At 46.5% G+C, this 22,118-nt stretch carries 18 protein-coding genes; all 18 read right to left on the bottom strand.

Annotated elements, in window-relative coordinates; translation table 11 throughout:
- Nucleotides 1–703 precede the first annotated feature (703 nt).
- Entirely contained in the window at nucleotides 704–862 is a 159-nt protein-coding gene (locus tag PUT07_RS16300) for a hypothetical protein (RefSeq protein WP_274469241.1), read from the bottom strand.
- Nucleotides 863–1,548: 686 nt separating this feature from the next.
- Complete coding sequence (locus PUT07_RS16295; protein WP_274469240.1) at nucleotides 1,549–2,016, bottom strand: hypothetical protein; 468 nt, start codon at nucleotides 2,014–2,016, stop codon at nucleotides 1,549–1,551.
- 120 nt (nucleotides 2,017–2,136) lie between these two features.
- Nucleotides 2,137–3,330, bottom strand: coding sequence for a winged helix-turn-helix domain-containing protein (locus PUT07_RS16290; RefSeq protein ID WP_274469239.1), 1,194 nt, complete (start codon nucleotides 3,328–3,330; stop codon nucleotides 2,137–2,139).
- A 297-nt stretch (nucleotides 3,331–3,627) separates the two neighbouring features.
- Nucleotides 3,628–4,272, bottom strand: a complete 645-nt coding sequence (locus PUT07_RS16285) for a copper amine oxidase N-terminal domain-containing protein (RefSeq protein ID WP_274469238.1) — start codon at nucleotides 4,270–4,272, stop codon at nucleotides 3,628–3,630.
- Nucleotides 4,273–4,688: 416 nt separating this feature from the next.
- On the bottom strand, nucleotides 4,689–6,146 hold the full coding sequence (locus PUT07_RS16280) for a sulfatase family protein (protein WP_274469237.1): 1,458 nt from the start codon (nucleotides 6,144–6,146) through the stop codon (nucleotides 4,689–4,691).
- Nucleotides 6,143–7,504: a glycoside hydrolase family 27 protein gene (locus tag PUT07_RS16275; protein ID WP_274469235.1), complete on the bottom strand. Its 1,362-nt coding sequence runs from the start codon at nucleotides 7,502–7,504 to the stop codon at nucleotides 6,143–6,145. Before PUT07_RS16275 ends, PUT07_RS16280 begins: the two co-directional genes overlap by 4 nt.
- A 69-nt stretch (nucleotides 7,505–7,573) precedes the next feature.
- A complete protein-coding gene (locus PUT07_RS16270) occupies nucleotides 7,574–8,755 on the bottom strand; it encodes a hypothetical protein (RefSeq protein WP_274469234.1) in 1,182 nt (393 codons plus the stop codon).
- A 153-nt stretch (nucleotides 8,756–8,908) separates the two neighbouring features.
- Nucleotides 8,909–9,778, bottom strand: a complete 870-nt coding sequence (locus PUT07_RS16265) for a carbohydrate ABC transporter permease (RefSeq protein WP_274469233.1) — start codon at nucleotides 9,776–9,778, stop codon at nucleotides 8,909–8,911.
- Nucleotides 9,775–10,662 carry an ABC transporter permease gene (locus PUT07_RS16260; protein ID WP_274469232.1) on the bottom strand — a complete coding sequence of 296 codons (888 nt, stop codon included), beginning with the start codon at nucleotides 10,660–10,662 and terminating at the stop codon, nucleotides 9,775–9,777. The genes PUT07_RS16265 and PUT07_RS16260 overlap by 4 nt, the downstream gene beginning before the upstream one ends.
- Before the next feature lie 34 nt (nucleotides 10,663–10,696).
- The gene (locus PUT07_RS16255) at nucleotides 10,697–12,232 is read right to left on the bottom strand and encodes an extracellular solute-binding protein (protein ID WP_274469231.1); all 1,536 of its coding nucleotides are present in this window, start codon (nucleotides 12,230–12,232) and stop codon (nucleotides 10,697–10,699) included.
- Entirely contained in the window at nucleotides 12,229–13,716 is a 1,488-nt protein-coding gene (locus PUT07_RS16250) for a sulfatase-like hydrolase/transferase (RefSeq protein WP_274469230.1), read from the bottom strand. The genes PUT07_RS16255 and PUT07_RS16250 overlap by 4 nt, the downstream gene beginning before the upstream one ends.
- Nucleotides 13,695–14,063 carry a sugar phosphate isomerase/epimerase family protein gene (locus PUT07_RS16245; RefSeq protein ID WP_274469229.1) on the bottom strand — a complete coding sequence of 123 codons (369 nt, stop codon included), beginning with the start codon at nucleotides 14,061–14,063 and terminating at the stop codon, nucleotides 13,695–13,697. The genes PUT07_RS16250 and PUT07_RS16245 overlap by 22 nt, the downstream gene beginning before the upstream one ends.
- A complete protein-coding gene (locus PUT07_RS16240; protein ID WP_274469228.1) occupies nucleotides 14,014–15,147 on the bottom strand; it encodes a Gfo/Idh/MocA family protein in 1,134 nt (377 codons plus the stop codon). The genes PUT07_RS16245 and PUT07_RS16240 overlap by 50 nt, the downstream gene beginning before the upstream one ends.
- Before the next feature lie 214 nt (nucleotides 15,148–15,361).
- Entirely contained in the window at nucleotides 15,362–16,237 is an 876-nt protein-coding gene (locus tag PUT07_RS16235) for an AraC family transcriptional regulator (RefSeq protein WP_274469226.1), read from the bottom strand.
- A 23-nt stretch (nucleotides 16,238–16,260) separates the two neighbouring features.
- Nucleotides 16,261–17,619: a sulfatase-like hydrolase/transferase gene (locus tag PUT07_RS16230; protein WP_274469225.1), complete on the bottom strand. Its 1,359-nt coding sequence runs from the start codon at nucleotides 17,617–17,619 to the stop codon at nucleotides 16,261–16,263.
- Between the two features lie 16 nt (nucleotides 17,620–17,635).
- Nucleotides 17,636–18,991, bottom strand: a complete 1,356-nt coding sequence (locus PUT07_RS16225; protein ID WP_274469224.1) for a sulfatase-like hydrolase/transferase — start codon at nucleotides 18,989–18,991, stop codon at nucleotides 17,636–17,638.
- A gap of 48 nt (nucleotides 18,992–19,039) precedes the next feature.
- A complete protein-coding gene (locus PUT07_RS16220) occupies nucleotides 19,040–20,551 on the bottom strand; it encodes a sulfatase family protein (RefSeq protein ID WP_274469222.1) in 1,512 nt (503 codons plus the stop codon).
- 22 nt (nucleotides 20,552–20,573) lie between these two features.
- Nucleotides 20,574–22,088 carry an ABC transporter substrate-binding protein gene (locus tag PUT07_RS16215; protein WP_274469221.1) on the bottom strand — a complete coding sequence of 505 codons (1,515 nt, stop codon included), beginning with the start codon at nucleotides 22,086–22,088 and terminating at the stop codon, nucleotides 20,574–20,576.
- Nucleotides 22,089–22,118: the final 30 nt, after the last annotated feature.

Here is a 22,118-nt window from a genome sequence, read left to right as displayed (position 1 = left end):
TTAAGTAAGGTTTCTTATACAGAAATCAAATAGCTGCCATGTCTGGTTCGACAATAATCGCGACCACTCCTCTTAATTTCGACATTATACGACATTATTGTTTAATCAAAAGAATAGGTCCTCTAATAAAGACCGAAAGACTAGTCTGAAAGTCGGTTGTTTTCCCTTGCTCGCAATCATCTCAACACTACCCTTCCCGTTCGTTTAAAAATGACATTCTTCACAAAACGAAAAAAGACGCCGGTGGCGCCTTCCATTTCGTTCCTATTAGATTAACGAAAAATATAAGTGGCTTATGAATATTTGAATCAGCAGAATAACCAAAACGGCGATCCAGCCGAAAAAGAAAAGACCTAAACAGGCACTAACCATTTGTTTCCCAAGAAGCCTCTAAATCTCAGCGCCGGGTCGCAGCCGGAATAGGTTTCACTTCTACTGGTACAGGTGATAAATGTAGAGCCCCATCCCATCCAAACAACCCTTGTCGATCAAGGCCCCACATCCATAAGGAACCATCTTTCTTAATGACAGCATCCGTATCATTACCCGCAAATACAGCAGTAACGTCCGTTAAACCCTCCACTTGGTAAGGAGATCGATAATTTTCTTTTTCGAGCGTATCATGTGCAAATTTTCGTGGGAAATAGCCCCTTCTTTTGATATTAAAAATAAAAACTCCCCAAATTCACGGGGAGTTCAAATTTTATTGTTGTGTATCAAAATTTGAGGCTGGGTTACCATAGCCATCGAGTTTTTCATCACCAATGATGTCGACAAACTCTTTTGTTCCTTCTGGAACGGAGAGAACATCCGATGCCTCAACAGATGCTTCAAGATTTTCATCAAACATTTCTGTATCCATTTTTTCACTCCTTCAACGAATAATATTGATATTATGTACCAACGCTTATCAGCACATACTTTATTTTTTTTATTTCCTCTCGATCGGTAAATTGATCTCCATGGATCTCAACAACTGGATTTAAATTAATAATTATGATTATGTTTCACTCCTCTATGCACTACATACAATCATTCGAAACCCCTATTCTAAGATGGCATCGCCCCAACTTTTTTTCATCTACTTCTCTACAATGGTAATATTAGTAACTCTCTATAATAGGGGGGGAATTCGTTGATGAAACGACTCATTGCTTTAATGGCTTTCATGTTAACTCTTTTCTCTATACTAAAATAAGCAACACGGTATATGCCACCCCCGGTGAACAAGCCGCAGTCATCGCTACAGCTCCGGATGATAAGTCCAAGGGAATGATTTTCGCATACGACTATGGTACCAAAGACGCGAACGGCGAAGTCGCGCCTGCTCGGCTCGTATACTACTACGTTTTTTATGACTCGGAAGGGAAAATCTCGGATGATGGGTGGAAAATCTTCGAATCCACGGTCAAATGGGCCTCAGGTATGCAATAGAGTTTTTGCTAGCAAAAAGCCGGGCCCCTATTAGGAGGGAACCCGGTCGCTTGATGCGACGGCGATAGTAGCGTCATAAAAACAGACCCGACCGATATCTTGTTGGGTCTGTTTTTATGTCGAACCTGAGGAATCCGGTACGTCCGGACCATCGACGATATCGATCACACCGATAGCCAGAATGCTGATAGCGGCCGCTTTTCCCAGCTTTTTCAGGCCGTCTTTCAACCGTGCTTTATCGCTGTCCTTGAAGCTTGTCACGACATCTTTTCCGCTCTCAACCACATACTCGATTCCATGGCCAATTCCTCTTGCCGTCGTAATTGCCGTTTGTTCAAGCTCATGAAGTCCAGCCTTCGATTGCTGCTTATCCGTGGTAATTAAGCCTGCGCCTAAATCCCATACACCGCTCGCTGCATGGCCTGCGATCTCACCCGTTTTGGCCGTGACCTGTTCTACATCATTCCCAATTTCCTTTATATAATCACTGCGAACAAGCTCCCCTGCCACACGGACAGTTCCTCCAAGCACTTTGCCTGTCACATGGCCTGCCAGCTTGCCTAAATCCTTCAGAAAATCCATCTCAAGCACCTCCGTACATCAGTATATGCTGTATTACGAATGTCGAAACACTTGGTTGCAATGCATAAAGGAATGACAGCTTCTTAGTCACCGATGGAAGGTTACCTGGGGCTGGGTATGTCAATCCATAGAATTTATCAAAATCCTGTCGCATCCGTTGAATAATGCAAAATTTCGGAAACAATTGTTCAAGGCTGTTCGCAATTGCTTTGTTGGCTTTATGTTGTTCTCGTACCAGATGTTTTTGACAACTAGCGTCCCTGCTTTTCGCTCCGCGATTACCTCGGCTCGTCCGATGAAGCTTTCTCCGTATATTATAGGCAACACATAATAGCCGAATTTACGTTTGATTGCAGGCGTGTAAATCTCCCAAGTGTAATCGAATCCGAACAATTCGTTGATCAGTTTTCTGTCCCAAATGAAATTATCTAGTGGGGCAATCAGCTCGCATCGCCATTTTGACGCCGGTTTTTGCAGGACAGCTTCAATCAACGGCAAGTCCTCCAGGCGGCAGTACAGGATATCCTTCATTTGATGCACGGCAACAGCAACAATGCGAGCTTCGTGCAACAGCAGGCGGAAAACCTCATTGCGCTGCTCCGCTTTCAATCCCCATATATTCAGCCAGGCATCGGATGCACGATTCCATAATAGGCCAACAGCGCCGATTCGACGCAGTACCCGCCACTTGTGATGCTCAAGCTCGCTCTCCAGCGGCTCCGGCGCATTCAGCAGAGTTGGCTGTATGTACTTCCCGGCGATATCGTAATACTTTCGCGTTCCTTTTTTGTGATGGATAATCAACTCGCCTGTCGAGTACATCTGCTCCAGCACCGAGCGGGTTGAATTGTTTCCGCTGCTCCAGTGGATGGCCGATTGCCAAGCGAAATTCCCATCCAATTTTAGATCATCTGAACTTAGCGCACCGTGATCTTGGATGTAAGCCCGTACTTGCTCTATCAGCGCTTCCATTTCGGGATAGCGCTTGGCATGTTCTCGGGCGGCCTGCCTGTACCGTTCAAAATACGGCCAGTCCTCGACAGGGATAATGGCCAAGTTCTTGTCGGGATAATCGACAAGGCTTCTATCTTGATATAGCAACTCGTTGAGCATGTTCTTGGTAAAACCTTTTATTCGCGACTGCAACACCAGTTCGGCGTTTTTACCGCATACATCGATAGGATCGTATTGAATACAGCCGACCTGCCGCACAAAATCCAATACTCCCTGCTTTCCGGCAAATTGATATTCACCCAACAGCCCGTGCTTCAATAGCAGAAATTGCCGCGCCTGGCTGTTCGTCAACTGGATCATGTACATCGGCTCCTCCGTTGGAAAATACAAAAAAACAAACACGTGTTCCTAGTAAATGTTACCATTGTCTCGCGCATAATAACAAGAGCGATTTAAAATAAACTCCGACTAGCGCAGCAAGGCTGCCGAATCGTTCGGCAGCCTCTAACTTATCTTCTCCTGTATGAAACAAGGGACAGCTGCCGCGGCAATCTGTCCCTTGTATTTGCGCGATCGGTCCTCGTTAGCTCGATAACACTGTGTCTGCATATTCTCTAGGCCGTATACGGCAAAGGGTAATCTTTTCTTGAGATTGGATTACTTCATCGGTTGAATCGGATTGCTCTTCAAGATGTCTTCCACTTCTTGGTAGCCATCAAGGTATGCAAAGTTATAACGCGCCGGAAGTGCGAACACGTATTTGTCATTGCGCATCAGTTCGCTTGGGCCGATAGGCGCTGCGCCAATGTGGAATTTCTCCTGCTGAAGCTCGTTCCATTGGTCGACAGTAAAGACGAGTATAGGGATATCCTGTCTAGGCTTTTCAGCGGTCCATTCGGGATGGCGGATGCTGAGTTTCGCGCCGCTGACCTTATCGCCTTGGGCATCCCCTACAGGAAGACCCTCCCATTTGTCCGTTACGATCGTGTACCCTTTCCAACTGTCCGGCAGCGTGAAACGGAAGCCATATTGGGTATTCTCATAGACGGTTTGGCCTACTTGACCCGGTTGTCCCGTAATTCTAATCTCCCGTTTGTCTTCATCCCACTGTACATTAGCTCCAAGTGACTCAGAAACAACCCTCAAAGGAACATAGCTGGATCCATCTACGATCTGCAAATCCGCATTGATTATTTTCCCGTTAATAAATAATTTAATGTCCGTTGCCGCATATGCTCCAACAGCAATAGATGCTGCGATAACACCCGTAAGTCCAAGTGCAATTAATAATTTCTTCTTCAAGTAAATTCCTCCTCACTTTGTTTCCCATCATTTCTCTAAATGCTTACGCAGTTTCTATCCCCTCGTTGAGCTTAGTTCGCTTACAATACCTCAAACGTAGAATGGATTCAAATTGTTGCAAAAAATTTTTATCCATTGCATAAATGTATTGTTACTTTGCCGCCATAAGGCAAATTATTTACTTTATTCTTGAATACAAATTGCATTCCAGGTTTGATAAAATGATTCGGTGCAATATCGGCAGTTGTATCTCTTGAAAATACTCCCCATAATCAAATGAATTCATATGCCTTCCCTTAATCAGCTTTTGTTGAAGTCTCCACGTTAAACGACCTGTTTCTTCAATGAAAACGGCAACCGATCGTCTGCCGGCTGCCGTGGTGTTCCTAGAAATTTCTTCAATGATATTGAGTGTTTTAGTGCGTTGCTTTCGCATCCTTTATGAGCTTCACCACCTCATATTTCGGCTTTCGCAATCCCTGAAGAAACGTTTTGATGGCATGCAGATGTTCCTGAACGACAGGCTGTAACAATTCTTCATAAGCAAGATTTCGCGTTTCTTCCGGATCATCATTCATATCGTACATAACATATCGCTGCTCGGGAGCTTCTAGGTTATACTGAATGAACTTCCAGCGTTCCGAACGTGCCATAACCTGCATAGGTATGCCGTCAACACTGTTTAACCCCTGTACACTGAATGTGAATGTATTCTCTGTTTGATTATGATGGCTGTCTCCACTGCTGATCACGGGACCCGATAAATCAGAGCCGGTAATATTATTCGGCAGATGATCCTGCGTACCTGTCAGACCCGCAAGTGTTGGAAACAAATCGACATGATTGATCAGCTTGTCATTCACTGTACCAGCAGGAACGACACCTGGCATCCGTACAATAAGCGGTATACGAGCTGAGGAATCATACATCTGATTTTTAAGCCAAAGCCCCTTTTCACCGGCCATATCACCATGATCAGAGAAGTACATAACCAGTGTATTCCCCGTAAGCCCTAGCTCATCTAGGGTATCAAGCAGTTGATTGACATTATGGTCCATCCAGCTAATACTGCCGTAATACCGCGCTCGCGCCAACCTGTTCATCTTTTCCGTATTTTGAAACCATCCGGCCTGCTCCGCCATTTTATATACGATCGCATTGCTCTCCAATTCACCAGGGATGCTCTCTGGCAGATCAATCTTGTCAGGGTCATACATATAATAATAATCTTGACCCGTATTCCAATACCAATGGGGTTGAACGAACGAAACATGCAAGAAAAATTTCTCCGCTTGATGCTCCGTCAAGTATTGAATCGCCTCTTTCAACATAATAGCATCGGTTTCTAACGACTCATCGCTAACGACTTTACCATGCAGCCGTGAGGGTTGTTTCCCTCCAGCCCGAATATCGGTTATGGCGTCGAATATCAGCTTGTCATCAGGATCGAATTGCGGTGGATTGGCGGCTCTGCTCGCTTTGATCTCGTCTGAAAAGTGCTCCGTACTGTATCTATAATCATAGCCGTAATCGTAGGATTCATGATTGGTATGCATTTTACCAATACAAGCCGTCGTATACCCATGCTTTTTAAAATGATGCGCCCATGTCTGGTTTCGTTTATCAAACACATGTGCGTTACTGAGTTGACCGTGCTCCATCGGGTATTGCCCCGTGATAAAACTTTGCCGGGTAGGGGCACAGATCGGGTAAGCGCAATAAGCTTTTGTGAAAAGCGTCCCCTCTCTGGCCAGTCGATCAAGGCCTGGTGTACGAATAATAGGGTGGTTCGCGCAGCCCATAAGCTTGGCGTTATGTTCATCCGATGTAATAATAAGAATATTCCAATTATTAATTGCAGCTTCAGACGTCATACCAATCCATCCCTTCCTTGGAATTGTAGAAACAAAACGCCATTCGCATCAATCTGCGTTTCTATTTGAGCTCCATCATAGTTCATAGCAGGTTCCTCCCAAAGATTTCGCAGTTGATAGACGGATGCTTGCAACAAGGAGAGCTCTTGCAGCGTAATCTCAACAGACCTCAGCTCTCCCGTACGGTTAAAAACACCGAGCCATCCCTCTGTGAGACTGCCCTTTTTCAAAGCAGACCAAACCTCTATCCCTTCTTTGTGATAAACTCTTTTTCCCATGACGCCGTTTTGATTGCAAGCAATCATATCGGGATTCGTCAGTAGTGCAAACGAAAACTCATCCGTTGTGGGCAGTGCACCTCCCATGAATAAAGGAGAGGCAGCAAGCGCCCTCATCGTAATGAAGGTTAGCTTCTGGCTGCGGTTTAACCCGCTCATGCGTTCAGATCCCTTTCCGCTAAACAGCTCTTCCTGATGTGATTTCGTAGAGTCAACGTCTTGTTGTTTCACTTCAGGTCTCCATACACTCAGATGACCGAAAGGAATCATGTCCATATCCAGCCAAAAGCCTTCCTTCCGAACGTCGTTAAATTCCAGCCACTTGTCGAAGGCCCTATCGATATCACGTTGATTATCCCAGACATCCTTGGTCGTCCTTAGCATATTTGCCGTGCTATAGGTGTCCATCCGCTCAAGGATCGTCTGGCCCCCAGGTGAGAGGCTTAGTACGATATCACGACCGCTCTGCTCGATTGATTTCACGATAGCCTCTATTTCACGAGGAAAGCCGGTAATATCATCAGCCTTGATGAAATCCACCCCCCATTCGGCGAGTTGACCAATCCAAGCGTTATAAAATGGCTGTGCACCAGGTTTATCCATATCGATACCATAGTTATAATGGCACCAAACACAGGTATCCGCCGTATTAGCAATGTCTGCAGCCCGATATGGCGTACCGTAGATCGGCAGGTTCTGTTCGACGGCTTTTCGGGAAATACCACGCATGATATGTAGGCCGAATTTGAGTCCCAGCTCATGAGCACGTTCGATCAATGGCTGCAGACCGTTCGGAAAATAACAATGTGAGGGTAAATACCTTCCGTATTCATCGATTCTTACATCGCTAGCATGCTTAGCTGTCGGAAAGCTATGACCTGGAGCAATCTCATATTCTGCAAACCAACCATTGTCGACAACGAAATATTCATAGCCGGCGCTCTTCAGTCGCTTCGCCATAACCTCCAAGTTATCGAACAGCACTTCCTCGGATGCCGCGCATCCATAACAATCGAAGCTATTCCATCCCATAGGAGGGGCGGGTGTTAAGGTGTGTTGCTTCTTTGCCAATGGTTTCAAGTGAATAATCCCCTTCCCGCTATTTTAAAAAACTCCCCCCTGCTGCACAGAGGAAGAGCATTAACCGCTTTATTGATAAACCGTAGGGAGTGTCTGGTACAGTCCGCCTGCTTTATCCGTTGAGGTTACCTTCGTTTGTAAGAAATCCACCACATCGTTAATCCGATTAGCGTTATATAACCAATAAATATAATTCAGATGCAGTTTATCGTGGCCGAAGTTATACAAATCGTTAATAGTAGCAGGGATTGTTTTGGCATCATCTTGGAAATAATCCGCTGATTGAACGGCAGTACCGAGTGGTACGATGCCTGCCAGTGTCTGTCCTTGAACGCTGCTATAATTCCATGCATTGGCATAATAGGAATAAGCGCCCGGTGCGGTGTTGGTTCCGATTAAGCTGGTGTTAATGGCGGAATATGCTTTAATATCTGGACCACCAGAACCAACCCCATTCGCAAGTTCCGCTGCAAAAAGCCCGCTAAGACTTTGTTGCGGAAAGTTGGTAAATTGGATCGTTACCGTATTCGGGAATGCGGCTTTGAGTGCGGCAATTTCGTCGCTTATCGCGCTGGTATAAACGGAATAAGAAAAGGCCGGCGAAATGCTTTGGCTATTAATATTCGCGGGTTGGTTGGACTGTGCCGTTTCCGATAAGATCACCGATTCCAACGTACTATTCCCGTTAAATCTCGTTCCCAGTGCGGCATACAGCGCTTTGATCCGATCGCGCACGTTATCATTCCATCGAATAGGGTTATAGGAGCCCGTGGCTGTCTCATACACTCCACCGCCATAGTAACTACCTTGGATATACGCTGGCGTCGCTGTTTCCCCCTCACCGAATGCTTTGGTTTGAAGCTGAATCACCAGCTTGGATGGAACGGGATTGCCATTCGAGTCGGTTAAGCTTGCAAGGTGATTAAGATCAGCGGTAATTTCGGAGAAATCATAGACAAATTGGCCAGGCTGAGAGGCATTGGGAACTTCGAGTTCATTCCAGCTGTATTTTTTTTGTATGCCTCTGAAGATCGGTGTGCCGTCCGTGCTTCGCTGAGTTAGCCAAGTATCAAAATCCCCATTACTAATCGATAACTTATCGTTAGCCAACAGATAATGCCCAGGGTTCCAGTTTGTCAGATTGACCGTAGCATTGGCGATGTTCGATTTACCCGGGAAAATCCCTCCGAAAGTAAACGATATCGCGGCAAGTGCTGCAACTGCGGTAGATAACATCCTTTTCTTGTTCATATAGGTCACCTCTCCATGATATTCCCTCATCCACTACTTATCATAGTAGTTTACTCGGTTTAATATATCATATCTTCTTTATGGAAAAGATGGGATAGCAAAAGTGCTGGTTTCACTTTAACATTTTGTCTATATAAACCATGTAAAAAGGCTTTACTCCTTGATTGATCCAACCAGCGCGCCTTTAGCGAAATATTTCTGCAGAAAAGGATAGACTACCACAATAGGCAGCATAGCCACTAAAATTGCCGCCATTTTCACATTATTACCGATCGATGTGGCCATCTCTTCCTCGAGGGAACTCTGGGATCCAATCTCAGCCGTTCCTCCCACAACCATCTGGCGTAACAGCACCTGAATCGGCCATTTGCTCGCATCACTCAGGTAAATCACAGCACCAAAAAATTCATTCCAATGATGAACCATGAAGAACAATGAAAAGGTCGCTAGAATCGGCTTAGATAACGGCAATACGATTGACATCATAATGCGAATCTCTCCTGCCCCGTCGATTCGAGCTGCTTCTTCCAAACTCTCCGGTAAAGTTTGAAAGAAAGTTTTCATGACTAGAACGGTAAACGCATTTGTTGCTCCTGGCAGCAGCAAAGCCCAATACGTATTAATCATACCCAGCGACTTGATCAGTAAATAATGAGGAATCAGTCCTCCACCGAACAGCATGGTAATGAAAACAAACATCAGCATACTCCGACGTCCCGGCAGTTTCTTCTTAGACAACGCATAGGAGAGCGAAATGGAAACGAATAAATTAATGAATGTTCCTACGACAGAGATGTATACCGAGTTACCTAACGACCGTACGAAGCGATTCGTGGAAAACAGATATCGGTAAGCATCCAGCATAACGTCTTTGGGAATAAAATAGAAATGCCCGCCTGCGGATTCCAGTGTGGAGCTGAGAGATACCGCGATCATGTACAGAAACGGAACGACCACGCCCAATCCTAACATTAAGAACATAGCGGCATTGCCAAGATCAAATAGGGAGGTTTGTTTACTCAAAATATCCCTTCCTCCCCTATCGCTTTGGCAGCTTTATTAGCCAATAAAACTAAAATCAAACCAACGATCGATTTAAACAACCCCGCTGCAGTGGCAAAGCTATAATCCCCGCCAAGCAACCCTACACGATATACATAAAGATCAAACACATCGGATACTTCCAGATTCATCGCATTGGACATGAGAAAGATTTGCATGAAATTCGATTCCAATGAATGTCCAAGACGAAGCAACAGCAGAATGACAAGGGTGCTGCGAATGCCGGGCAGCGTCACATGCCAAATGCGACGCCATCTCCCGGCACCATCTACGGTAGCCGCTTCGAATAACTCGGGATTTACCCCTGCTATTGCGGCAAGAAAGATGATCGTCCCCCAACCCAAGTCTTTCCATATGTGCTGCAGCACCGTCATCGAACGAAACCACTCATTGCTGATAAGAAACGGAATGGAATCTTCGCCACCAATATAATAGTTGATTACACCGGAAGGCCCGAAGAATACCAATGTGATTCCCGCTATAATAACCCAGGAAATGAAATGCGGCAGGTACAATATCGTTTGTATAAGCCGCTTATAGATCATCCACCGGAGCTCATTAAGCATGATGGTGATAAATAAAACAAATGGAAAATAAAAGAATAAATGATACAAACTAAGCAGCAGCGTATTTTTCAGCAAGAGAGGAAAATCATCATGGGTCAGAAAGTTGCGAAAGTGCTTCAAACCGACCCATTCGCTTTTGAAAACTCCCAAGAATGGGCTGTAATCCTGAAAGGCAATCCATACCCCCCACATCGGAAAGTAATGAAATACTAAGAAATAGATTATGCCCGGAGCGGCCAATACATAGAGCCATGCATTGCTTCTCCACTTTACTGCCATCAGTGTTTACCTCTCTTTGTCTTAGTTAGCTTCATTATTGCTTATAAAGCTCCATTAGCTCTTTTCCAATTTGGTTGCCGCTGTTCTGCTGCCAAGATGCGATTTCTTTCTGTACGACATCCCATCCAGCTTGCCCGGTCACATATTTGACCGCCGATGCATCGACCTTCTTCTCATGATCTGGATTTTTCTGGTCGGTAGGCGAGATTAACCCGGAGAACGTATCCAGTACGCCGATCTGTTTAAAACTGTCCAATATGCCACGTTGCAGTTTGTTCACCTGCGGATCCGTTGAATTCGCGTAGTTATAAGGGTCAAGCGGCCATAACAGCAAGAAGGTTGCAGGCTTTTCCTTTTCGCTAAGCTTCTCTTGTTCCGGAGTTCGAATGACGATCCCATCTTTTATGTCAGTGGAGTGGACGCCTTTAATCCCGCCATTGCGGTAATACTCATATTCAGGGGCCGCTTGAGCATTCAGAAATTCGACAATCCGCTCCGCTTTCTCTTTCGATACCGTAGATGGAATCACCCACGAACCGAAGAAGCCCAAGCTTTGATTGACGCCTTTTTTTCCGTCAGGTCCTTCAATTGTAGGCAGAACGACCATTTCAGCCTTCGGGTCTACAGTCTTGAGTTTGTCATAGTTGTTACTGCCAAGCAAACCTACATGGTAGATCAACGCACCTGCTTCGCCTGCCAGAAACTTATCTTTATTCTGTTGATTTTTGAGCAAAGTAGCGTCTTTATTGAACAGCTTTTCGCTCCAAGCCAGCTTCAGCCAATCCAGGTAATCCTTATATTCCTTCGTCTCCAAAGCGTATACCGCTTTATCATTCTCAATTCTGTAGTTATTTGGCATGCCAAATGCAAACTTAATCGGTGCCATTCCGCCAAAAACAGACTTGGCGTCATCCGCCCCGGCAGCGAACGTTACGAAGGGAATGGTTTTCCCCCCACCAACGGGGTCTTTATCACGGAATACACGCAAGGCATTCGTAAACTCATCCATCGTTTTCGGTACACTTAGGCCATAGCGGTCAAGCCAGTCTTTACGCATGATCACATTGGCTGAACCGTTCCCATAATCGTATTGTGGTCTAGGAATAGCATAAATCTTATGATTGACACTGGATGCTTTCCATGCCGTTTCGGGAATGTTTTGCTCCAAATTCTTTTTCCCCTTGACTAAGGAAGTCAGATCGTAGAATGCGCCTTGTTTTGCCAATTTTTCGAATTTAGGATCCTTAATACCTGATTTCAAAAGGATTAAGTCATACTGGTCCAAGCTAGCCATCGTGACATTCAGCTTCTCATCATAGGTCGAAGCTGGCACTAATTCCATGGAGAGCTTCACATTGTGTTTCTTCTCAATAAATTCCTTAGCTTGGTTACCTTCCATCGGAGGCTGATCTTCATAATGGATGGTCATAACTTTGATTGATACGGGTTCTTGAGCTTGTTCGGCTACAGCCGAAGAACGATTTTCTTTGCCTCCCCCAGCGCAGCCTGTTAATGCTCCTATGCCTAACACAGCGGTGAGACCTAGGTGTATCCATTTATTCGGTTTCATTCTTTTACTCCTCTCAAGTTCCTTTGTACGGTTTTACCAATGGCACACGCCGGTCCCCATTCTGCTAATGCCACTGTCGGATATTGATTGAAGATGACATCCCCTGCATCAGCGGCTTCTCTCCACATCGCCATCCACAATGATCGTTTAATTTCCTGCAGCTCCGGTTCATCCGCCATATTGATAAGCTCGTAAGGATCCTCTTGCAAATCGTACAACTCATCGACATCCGTCGGATTATAGATCAGCTTATAGCGTTCCGTTCGGACGATTCGCTGCATGTAATACACTTCTACACCGTTGCATTGTGTGAACAACGCATTTCTCCACATTGCCGGCTCCTTGCCGTCCAACCAATCCGTCAGGCTGAGTCCCTTTGAATCCGATGGTATGTACATTCTTGCATCAGCTACGTCCAGAAAAGTCGGTGCAAAATCCATGATACTTGTCAGTGCATCGATCTCTCTCCCCGGTTGTGTGATTCCGTTAGGCCAGCGAAGCACACAAGGTAGTCGGTACGTTTCCTCAAAAGGACTGACTCCTTTTAAATACAAGCCGTGCGCTCCGGCATTTTCACCATGATCAGACAAGAAGACCACGAGGGTATCATCTGCTTGACCCGTTCGGTTTAAAGCCTCGAGTACTTCTCCCAACAGGTCGTCAATCATCGTGCAGTAACCCCAGTAATAAGCAATGGATTCTGTAACCTCTTCCACGGATAATTGATCCCAGATCTTGCGCATTCGTCGGTATATCCCAGGCTTGTTACGAAGGGAATCGTAATAATTCGGCGGAAGCGGGATCTCAGTTGGATTGTAGAGCCGAGCATACTTATCGGGGATTTGAAAAGGATCATGTGGTCCCGTTACCCCCACATACATGCACCATGGTGTATCGTCTTCGTTCAACTTTTCCAGTTGTTCAACCGCACGTTTGACCACTTGATAATCTCTCGTTTTCTCATACTCCACTGTCGAAGTGCCGTAAAGCTTGTAATTGCCCCAGCCTGGTCTTACAATTTCTCCTTGTTGCCTTGGTTCGTTCTGATCAATGTATTCTTTTTCCTGCCAACCTGCTATGGTGGTACCCATCACCACATCCATTCCTGCCGTTACGAACAGCTCTTCCCAGCCTCGATCTACGGGATTTTCTTCCGCAGAAATATGCCATTTGCCAGAATAGTAGAGCTGGTACCCTGCCGACTTGAGGCCTTCTGAGAATGTCGTGACGCCCGGGTAAAGCCCACGACGTAACGCTGCTGGATTGCACACATTATTATGAATGCCATGCTGCGAAGGATATTTCCCTGTCATGAAGGAGGCGCGAGAAGGACAGCAGTGCGTCATAGTCGTATATACATTCGTGAACGTAAGGCCATTTTCCGCCAAAGTTCGAACATTCGGCATCTGACAAGGATGATTTGGAGCGATGACCCCTGCTTGTTGCTGATCAGTCATAAAGATCAAGATATTGGGTTTGCCCACCTGTCCTCCTCCTTCATATCATCTACCCAACTTAGGTCTCTAGAAAGGCGTATCAATTGGGCATAACTGATTGCCACGCTGTCCATTGCCGAGCCTTTGCATTGATCCTGTTCGACTACATACCCTTCGATGCCATGCTTCTCGCCCCATTCGAGAATAGGTTTGAAATCAATACTTCCTGTTCCAATTTCAGTGAATTCCGCATTGTCCCCTCGCGTCATATCCTTTAAGTGAATGTAGGGGATTCGATTCGGATATTGCTTTATGAAAGACATAGGGGCAATTCCGCTCTTCTGCTCAAATTCTTTCCGTAACGTATGCAGTTGAAGGGCGAATTTCTGTTTCAAGGCGGTTTCCTCTCTCCTCATCCAGCCTGACTTCTCTGCCTGTTCGAGCTGATTCATATAACGCGCACAAAATACGTATCAAGTCAACGCCATGTTCTGGCCTTATGATAGGCTCCGCTCTCTCTTGCAGGACGTCAATAAAATGATGTAGATGCTTCGCGTGATTGCCACCTGTCTTCGCCTTGGATAAATCAGGTACCGTTATGCACATTGTATTCGCAATTTCCGAGTAGAGCTTCACCTCTCCTTTGCGCAGCGAGAATCCTGCCTTGGTACCCCGCAGCTCTACAAAAGACTCCTCCTGCTCGACATTTGAAGCCCAGCTGAATTCAAGCTGCAGCGTCTCCCCATTATGAAAGCGTATGAATCCAGACGCCAAATCCTCCACATCATAGGTCCCGTCTTCCTGCTTCTCGCCATAGCCGCTATGTATGGAATCTGACAAGGTGGTTTCCGCAAACTTCGCATAGGTTGCTCCTACAACACTGACTGGCTTCGGATTACCCATCAGCCATATGGCAACATCGATGAAATGAACGCCTAAATCGATAAGCGGTCCGCCACCGGAGATCTCGCGTGTCGTAAACCAGCCGCCTTTACCGGGGATTCCGCGTCTTCGCAGCCAACCGCAGCGGCCCGTGTACGCTTCGCCTAGCAGCCCTTGATCAATAAACCGTTTCAGAAACTGTACGCCTGGCGCAAACCGATTATTGCGCATAGCCATGAGATGCTTGCCTGACTGTCTGGCCGCTTCGACCATTTGAAGCGCTCCTTCAACATCAATGGCATCAGGCTTCTCAGTAAACACGTGTTTTCCTGCATGTAAGCCTTCAGTGGCTATAATCGCGTGAAACGCATTCGGCGTGCAGATATCGATAAAGTCGAGATCCTCCTGCTTGAGAAGCTCCCGATAGTCGGCATATACACTAGGGACATGAAACTCTAGTGCCGCGCGCTTCGCTTTTTCAAGGATAGTATCACACAGTGCGGCAATTTCTACCTCAGGATGAGCGCGGTAGGCCTCAAGATGAATGGCAGCTACATGGCCGATCCCGATCACGCCAACTTTCAGTTTCTTTTTCATGCCCGAACCCCCTCTCCCGTTTAACCAAAACCACTAAAACACAGAGAACTACTTGGTATTACAAGTTTAACGGATTGAAGCGCGAATGGTAAATGTCATTTTGATTGCCACAGGTTTAGCAATTTGTCTCCTGCAAATTCTTCAATATCAAAGGTTTATGTCATTCCTGTTGGCATAATGAACACTTAGAACTTAAGCATTGAATGATATTCAATCACCTTATGTGCTTAGATCTTGCTCTTTCACCTGATTGGTATTGCTTCGGGGACATTCCATAATATCTGCTAAACGCCCGTGAGAAGGAGTAAACGTCAGGGTAACCAATTGAAAGTGCGATATCCGTAATATTGATTTCTCCGTCATTCAGCAATTCTATACTTTTCTCCATACGCAGCTTAATCAAATATTGCATCGGACTAAAGCCGAGTAGGCGGATGCACTCTTGATACAAATGGGATCGATGTACGCCAGCAATTTTTGCAACATTGGTGACGGCAATGCCTTCCATGTAATGAGTATCCATGTATTGTTTGCACCGTTCCAGCCAATCGATATTAGCAGGGCTCTTCGTTTGCTCTTCTTTCTTGCCGATTAGCGATTCAAAAAGCTGATACAGCTTCAGTTGCAGAATCACTTCGTCATACTCAGCACGGACTCGGAGCATGTTATGAATGCGGTTCATCGTCTGGCTATGTTCAGGCATCCACCGTTGGTTGACATATGGCTTCTCTTTACTAAAACCGATGCGAGTAAGAAAAGACTCTGCTTGATTTCCTTGGAAGGCCAGCCAATACATTCTTAACTGCTGATCGTCATTGGCTTGTGCGAGGTGATAACTGTATCGAATCCCAGGGTAAAGACAGAATAGATCACCTTTCCGCAGTTGAACGGTTTCATTGCCATGCAGTAAAGAAACACTTCCAGTTATCACAGCATGAACAGAGTAACACTCGATCACTCTAGGACCAACCTGGTAGTTCGATTTTGCCCTGTTCTGCCCAGCCCGAATGATCCATAACCCTCCGTTCTTCTCGAATTCAGAGGGGGTGTGGAACAGATATTCGGCGAACTCATGATGATATTCTTTCATCCGCTTCCCTCCTTCTCTAGGAACTATTTTCGTGCTATGAAGCTCTGAAGCATTTCATTTTGCTTCTCTTGGAAACGATGCGCTTTCTCATTCTCCGCCTCAGGTGAGCATATTCGCCGCAGCTCCGCATCAAGCTCTGCAGCCTTCTCAGGATATTGCTCATAAACGTTACAAAGCTCATCCGGATCCGTATCTAGGCGAAACAACTGATGCGGTGCTTCCATGTAAGAAATAAGCTTCCAATTTCCTTTGCGTATCATATAAGCGCCCGAACGGGTGCCGTGACCGTGGTATTCGGAAAAAACGATCCGTTCGTTGTCTTCCACGGCGATTTGCTGCAACGGGCTTCCTGCCCAATCAACAGGTCTTGTCACACCAGCAGCGTGAAACAACGAAGCTTGCACGTCATGCAAATCGACAGGAGTCGTTACCCGAATGCCTTGTGCAAAACCGGGTCCTGCTCCTATACAAGGGATACGCACCGAATCTTCATACAAAGAGCATTTCCACCACATCCCGAATTTACCCATCATTTCGCCATGATCCGAGGTATAGATCACCTGCGTAGTTTCTGCTAACCCAGTGTCATCTACCGCATCCAACAGCCTTCCAAGCTGATCGTCGATAAATGCGACGTTGCCCGCATAACCGCGTCGAAGTCCGCGTATTTGCTCCTCTGTAAACAAATCCGCTTCAAAATGTTCGCGCAAATCCTTGGCATACGGATGATTGGCACTCTCCTCATTGACACCGTATCGGGGCAGATCAGCAGCTTCCGGGTACAGGTCCCAATAAGCTTGTGTGTTCCATTGCGGGAAATGAGGATTGATCAAGTTAATCGTTAGATTCCATGGTGTTGTAAGGGTAGGAGCGACATCCTGCAACCACTCCAATGCCGCATCCATAATCTTTAAATCAGAGACGAAAGCATCCACTTTCACTCCATAACCGTTCGCTCTTTGGGCTGCCCCCTTACGGATGGCAAGCGGCCTGCGTTGGAAATTGACATCACCTGGCTGCTGCCGTTCCTTCGTATAATGGAGCTCCGAGAAGCCTAGACGTTCAATATCGTCATAAACATCCGATTTGCCGAAGTAGACTGTGTGAATGCCTTGCTCTCCCAGCACTTTGCCGTAGGAAGAAGCATCCGTCTTCAAGGCCAGATTGCAATTGCTATAGTTTTGGAGCTCATGAACTCTCTTACCCGTAAAAAATGCACTGCGGCTTGGGCTGCAAAGCGGCGATGGGCAATAAGCATTTTCATAAACCGTACCTCTGCTTGCAAGCCGTTCCATATTCGGCGTGCGAAGAAACGGATGTCCGTATACAGAAGAATAAAATGGGTTGTGTTCATCTGAAATAATAAGGACGGAATTACTCATCGTCATTCTCCTCTCTTTACACACGTGTTTCGAATTCAGATACGCGTCGCTGCCCGCTCCGCTTACTTTGTGCCTCGACAATGACAGCTTTCGGTTCACCTGCCGCTTCCAATCTTCGGAGCAGGCGCTCTCTCAAAATAGCTGTGACCTCGCGATGGGATTCGAACCCGATCAGATTCGTCAGTTCGTAAGGATCCGATTGAAGATCGTATAGAAATTCTTCAACGTAGGAATCAGCAGTCGGTACATCTCCAATAGGATCTTTAGCGGACACGGAATATTTCCATCGCGACGTTCGAATCGCTCTTCCAGTCTGCGCTTCGCTGATCTGTACATACACATCGTCCGGCCAACTTGCAGTTTCCCGACGTAATAGAGGAAGAATCGATTTCCCCTGCATCGACTCCGGTATCGGAATGTCTGCCGCATCAAGCAGCGTAGGCGGCAGATCGATCAAGCTGACAAGCTCTCGAATTTGCCCTCGACTGTCAAACCCTGGACCAATTACCGCTGTCGGTACACGAATGGAGCTCTCATGGCATGACCGCTTGTACTCGCTGTTACGTGTTTTGAAATGACAAGCGTGGTCGGAAGTGAACAAGATAATGGTATTTTCGGCGAGTCCCAAGCTTTTGACTGCGTCGAATAGCCGGCCCAGAGCTTCATCGAGCCTTTTTACCATTCCGTAATAACCGCCTAAATGCTGTGCGCTCGTACCGCCTAGCGCAGCCAAATCAGGTGGAGTCCATCTGCCGGTGTAGGCTTCTTGATATATGTCTGGCGACGGATAGTCGTCCCGATGATTTTGATGATGGGGCTCCAGGAATGATAGGAACAGGAAGAAAGGGTTCTCTTTCTCCTTATCGACGAAACGAATGGCCGCGTCAGTCAACGCATCGACCCGATAACCGGGCAGCTTTACTCTTTCATTGTCATTATTATAAACAACGGCATCGTAAGAATCGGATGTCATTTCCAAAGCGTTCGCCGCAAGCCAATACTCGTAACCGCCTCGTCTCGGCTCGGTAACCGGATTCTCGCCGGCCAGATGCCACTTTCCGATGTATCCGGTCTTGTATCCTGCGTCACGGAAATAATGTGCCAGCGTCTGGGTTCCTTCCGGCAGCGGGATTGAATTGCGATGACAACCTGTCGTCGTTGGATAGAGGCCCGTTTGAAAGACCGATCGCGCAGGACCGCATACTGGCTGACAAGTGAACGAATGGTACAGATGCGTGCCTCGCGCAGCCATGCGGTCGAAATTAGGTGTAAGTCCCAGCGGATTGCCATGTGCTCCTGTTGTATCCCAGCGCTGTTGATCCGTAAAAAATACGATGACATTCGGTTGTGAAGTTTTTTGCGCGTTTGCCATATGTATGCATCTCCTTTTTATCAATGAAAAAGTTAATGGAAATTCTAATTAAGCATGAGAGATTCTAGGCATGACAATGGGTTCTTTCCCGAGCTCTGCCCATGCATATTTTAACAGCAGACTTGATTTTAATGCCTGATGTTCCGGTTCATCCCAGAGGTTCCGCACTTCCTGCGGATCCTCCTGCAGATCGAACAGCTCGCCATAGGTTTGATTGTAGTAAACTGTGAGCTTGTAACGCTCATTCACGTATGTTTTTAAATGAATGGTTGTCGGTTCATGGTGATTCTCACATAGGATATGGTCACGTACTGAGTCCTGACTTCCATTCCAAACCTCCCGTTGGTCTTTCCCTGTCATGGAGGAAGGAATGGGCAGACCTGCATAGCTTAGCAGGGTCGGCGCATAGTCAACGAGTGATTGCATGGAAGCCGACACACGTCCTGCTGGGATCTGACCGGGATAACGAGCGATCATTGGAACGCGTATAAGATCTTCATAGTGAAACGGACCTTTGGCAATGAGACCATGGTGGCCGAATAAATGGCCGTGATCGGATGTGAATATGACGAGCGTATTTTCAGCAAGACCGAGCTCATCCAGCTTGTCGAGAATACGTCCGATATACTTATCCATCAAGCTCGTCATCCCGTAGTACACCGCGATATTTTTGCGCAGTTCATGCTCATTATGTACATGAGAACGGAATCCATGCATTCCGAAACCGGACTCCCGGTACGGGGAGAAATCCGGCTTCTTCTCCTGTGTTAACCGAAAATGCGGCGGATTCGCATCATGTTCTCCCTGTTGCAGCTTCGGAAGCGTCAACTGATTCGGATCGTACATCGTATCCCATGGTTCTGGTACAAGGTAAGGCGGGTGCGGATCAAAGAAGCTTGCCCACAAGAAAAATGGCTGATCTGTTTGTTGGTATTGTTCCAGCAGCGCATTGGTGCGCTCAGCGATCCAAGCGTCATAATGATATTGTTCAGGAATTGACCATTTGTGGGCTTGCTTTGGATCCATCGTGCCAGTCGGTGGAAGGAAATAGTTGCGCCAATCCGTGCAGCCATTCTCCTCTAACCATAGGGCGTAGTGCTGACCAACATGAGCCTCATTCGTATGATTCCGTGAAAGCTCTACATGCTTGAAGCCGTAGAACGATTCGTTGAACTGCTTCCAAAAATCCAAATTCTGCAGTAGTGGATATGCCTCAATTGACGGGTAGTCCACCGTCGAGGTCAGTGGTTGGAAATGCGCCTTCCCGATCAGCGCAGTTTCATAACCAGCTTGTTGGAAGTCTTCGCCGACGGTATGCACCTTCTCAGAAAGCTTAGTCCCAAGCGACCATGCGCCATGCTGACTCGGGTATTGTCCTGTAATTAAGGAGCTGCGTGTCGGCGTACACGTCGGATTGGGGCAGTAAGCTCTAGTGAATGTTGTTCCTTCCTTGACCAAGCGATCCAGATTCGGCGTCTTGATTTCCGGTTGGAAGGCTCCGATTGTATTCCAATGCTGTTGGTCGCTGGTAATAAGCAAAATGTTCGGCTTGTGGTTCACAGAATGCAGCTCCACTTCGAATTTATTTTTTGATTAATTGCTTATAATCTTCCGCTGAATAATCTTTACTCGCATTCCAATTAGGAAAAGTGAAATCGTCTCTGCTCACCTGTACACCTGATGCCTTCACTTTATTCACAACTTCATCCAGGCCTTTGTTTAATTTCTCATCATAAGCTTTCAGCAAAGGTGCAGCATCTTTCTCAGCACCCGTAAGCACAGCTTGCAAAATATCGCTGAATGCCGGCTTGATTTTCGGCTGTGAGAGATTGCCAAGTCCCACGATGACCTTGGCGGTCTGCGGATTAAGAATTGCGTAATCCGGGCGAAGCTTTAAATCTTCTTTATGCAGTTTCAAGAACGATTCAAATTCCGGATACGGATACAGCGCCTTATTTTCATTAATCCGTTCGATTGGTGTCAAAGCTACACCACTGTTGAGGTACTTTTCATAAAATAACGGAGAGGCGAAGCCTTTCTCGATAAATTCCGCAGCGGCTTTCGCATTTTTAGATTTGGACGAAATGAGATAGCCGTTCGGGGCGGCCTGCACATAGTAATAGGTTGGCTTGCTGCCGGTTGGCGTTGGTACGGAAGCGAGTCCCAGTTTAACATCCGGCGTATCCCTCTTTGCAATCCACATACGGGCACGGCCATCAATCAGAAATGCTGCCTTACCTTGACCGAATAGTACACTCGCTTCTGTGCTTTTCAATGTAAACGATGAGGGCAGTATACTACCGTCCGCTTTAAGCTTTTGCAAGAAATCGAAAGCGTCGAGCGTTGCTTTGGAGCTATAGGCGTATTGGCCGGTTTTAAAATTAAACCCATCAGCGGCCTGTGGGTCAACGCCCGCGCTCAGCGCGCTTACGAATTTCCCGATACCGGATGCTTCTCCGCTCTCACCGCCGCCGAAGACGATACCGTATACGTCGCCTTTTCCTTTGTCTGTAATCGTTTTTGACATACTTCGCAGCTCATCCCATGTTGTCGGAGGTTTCTGCGGGTCAAGTCCCGCCTTCTGCAGTACATCCTTGTTATAATACAGAATTGAACTCAGCTGCGGTCCGGTAAGCGGCCACGCGTAGGTTTTTCCATCAATTACGTTAACACCTTCGGCAAAGGAGCCTGCAATAAACTGCTTCTTCCACTCTTCTGAAACAAGACCGTCATAGGGAAGTGCCCAACCATTTGCTACGATAGTACGTATATCCGTATTTTGCGGCGTTTGGAAAATATCTGGAAGCTCATTTGAAGTAGCCGCCGCCTGAACGGCAGAATTGTATTCAGCCCAAGGCATGTAGCGGGCTTCAACCCGAATGTGGCCTTTGTTTTTCTCATTAAACTCCTTAACCATACGCTGACCGGGACTGTCGTCCCCCTTCAAGAAATCACTTCCTCCCCATACCGTAACGACCGCCTCTTGCTCGTCTTTCTTCGATGGTTCATGATTCTCGGAGTTTCCTGTGCAGGCAGAGAGAACCACAACACTTCCTAGCGCCAAAGCACTTAATCTATTTATCCGTTTCTTTTTCATGGTGATCCTCCTCTATTTTGTAAATCTGTT

Origin of the sequence: Paenibacillus sp. MAHUQ-63, assembly GCF_028765165.1 — a bacterium.
Taxonomy (GTDB): Bacteria; Bacillota; Bacilli; order Paenibacillales; family NBRC-103111; genus Paenibacillus_E.
This window is presented reverse-complemented; position numbering and strand designations above follow the sequence as displayed.

What these genes read in the sequence shown, in the direction of transcription:
- PUT07_RS16255 (WP_274469231.1), bottom strand. Translation starts at nt 12,232, where the DNA reads ATGAAACCGAATAAATGGATACACCTAGGTCTCACCGCTGTGTTAGGC.
- PUT07_RS16295 (WP_274469240.1), bottom strand. Translation starts at nt 2,016, where the DNA reads ATGGATTTTCTGAAGGATTTAGGCAAGCTGGCAGGCCATGTGACAGGC.
- PUT07_RS16270 (WP_274469234.1), bottom strand. Translation starts at nt 8,755, where the DNA reads ATGAACAAGAAAAGGATGTTATCTACCGCAGTTGCAGCACTTGCCGCG.
- PUT07_RS16290 (WP_274469239.1), bottom strand. Translation starts at nt 3,330, where the DNA reads ATGATCCAGTTGACGAACAGCCAGGCGCGGCAATTTCTGCTATTGAAG.
- PUT07_RS16215 (WP_274469221.1), bottom strand. Translation starts at nt 22,088, where the DNA reads ATGAAAAAGAAACGGATAAATAGATTAAGTGCTTTGGCGCTAGGAAGT.
- PUT07_RS16240 (WP_274469228.1), bottom strand. Translation starts at nt 15,147, where the DNA reads ATGAAAAAGAAACTGAAAGTTGGCGTGATCGGGATCGGCCATGTAGCT.
- PUT07_RS16260 (WP_274469232.1), bottom strand. Translation starts at nt 10,662, where the DNA reads ATGGCAGTAAAGTGGAGAAGCAATGCATGGCTCTATGTATTGGCCGCT.
- PUT07_RS16280 (WP_274469237.1), bottom strand. Translation starts at nt 6,146, where the DNA reads ATGACGTCTGAAGCTGCAATTAATAATTGGAATATTCTTATTATTACA.
- PUT07_RS16300 (WP_274469241.1), bottom strand. Translation starts at nt 862, where the DNA reads ATGGATACAGAAATGTTTGATGAAAATCTTGAAGCATCTGTTGAGGCA.
- PUT07_RS16225 (WP_274469224.1), bottom strand. Translation starts at nt 18,991, where the DNA reads ATGGCAAACGCGCAAAAAACTTCACAACCGAATGTCATCGTATTTTTT.
- PUT07_RS16230 (WP_274469225.1), bottom strand. Translation starts at nt 17,619, where the DNA reads ATGAGTAATTCCGTCCTTATTATTTCAGATGAACACAACCCATTTTAT.
- PUT07_RS16235 (WP_274469226.1), bottom strand. Translation starts at nt 16,237, where the DNA reads ATGAAAGAATATCATCATGAGTTCGCCGAATATCTGTTCCACACCCCC.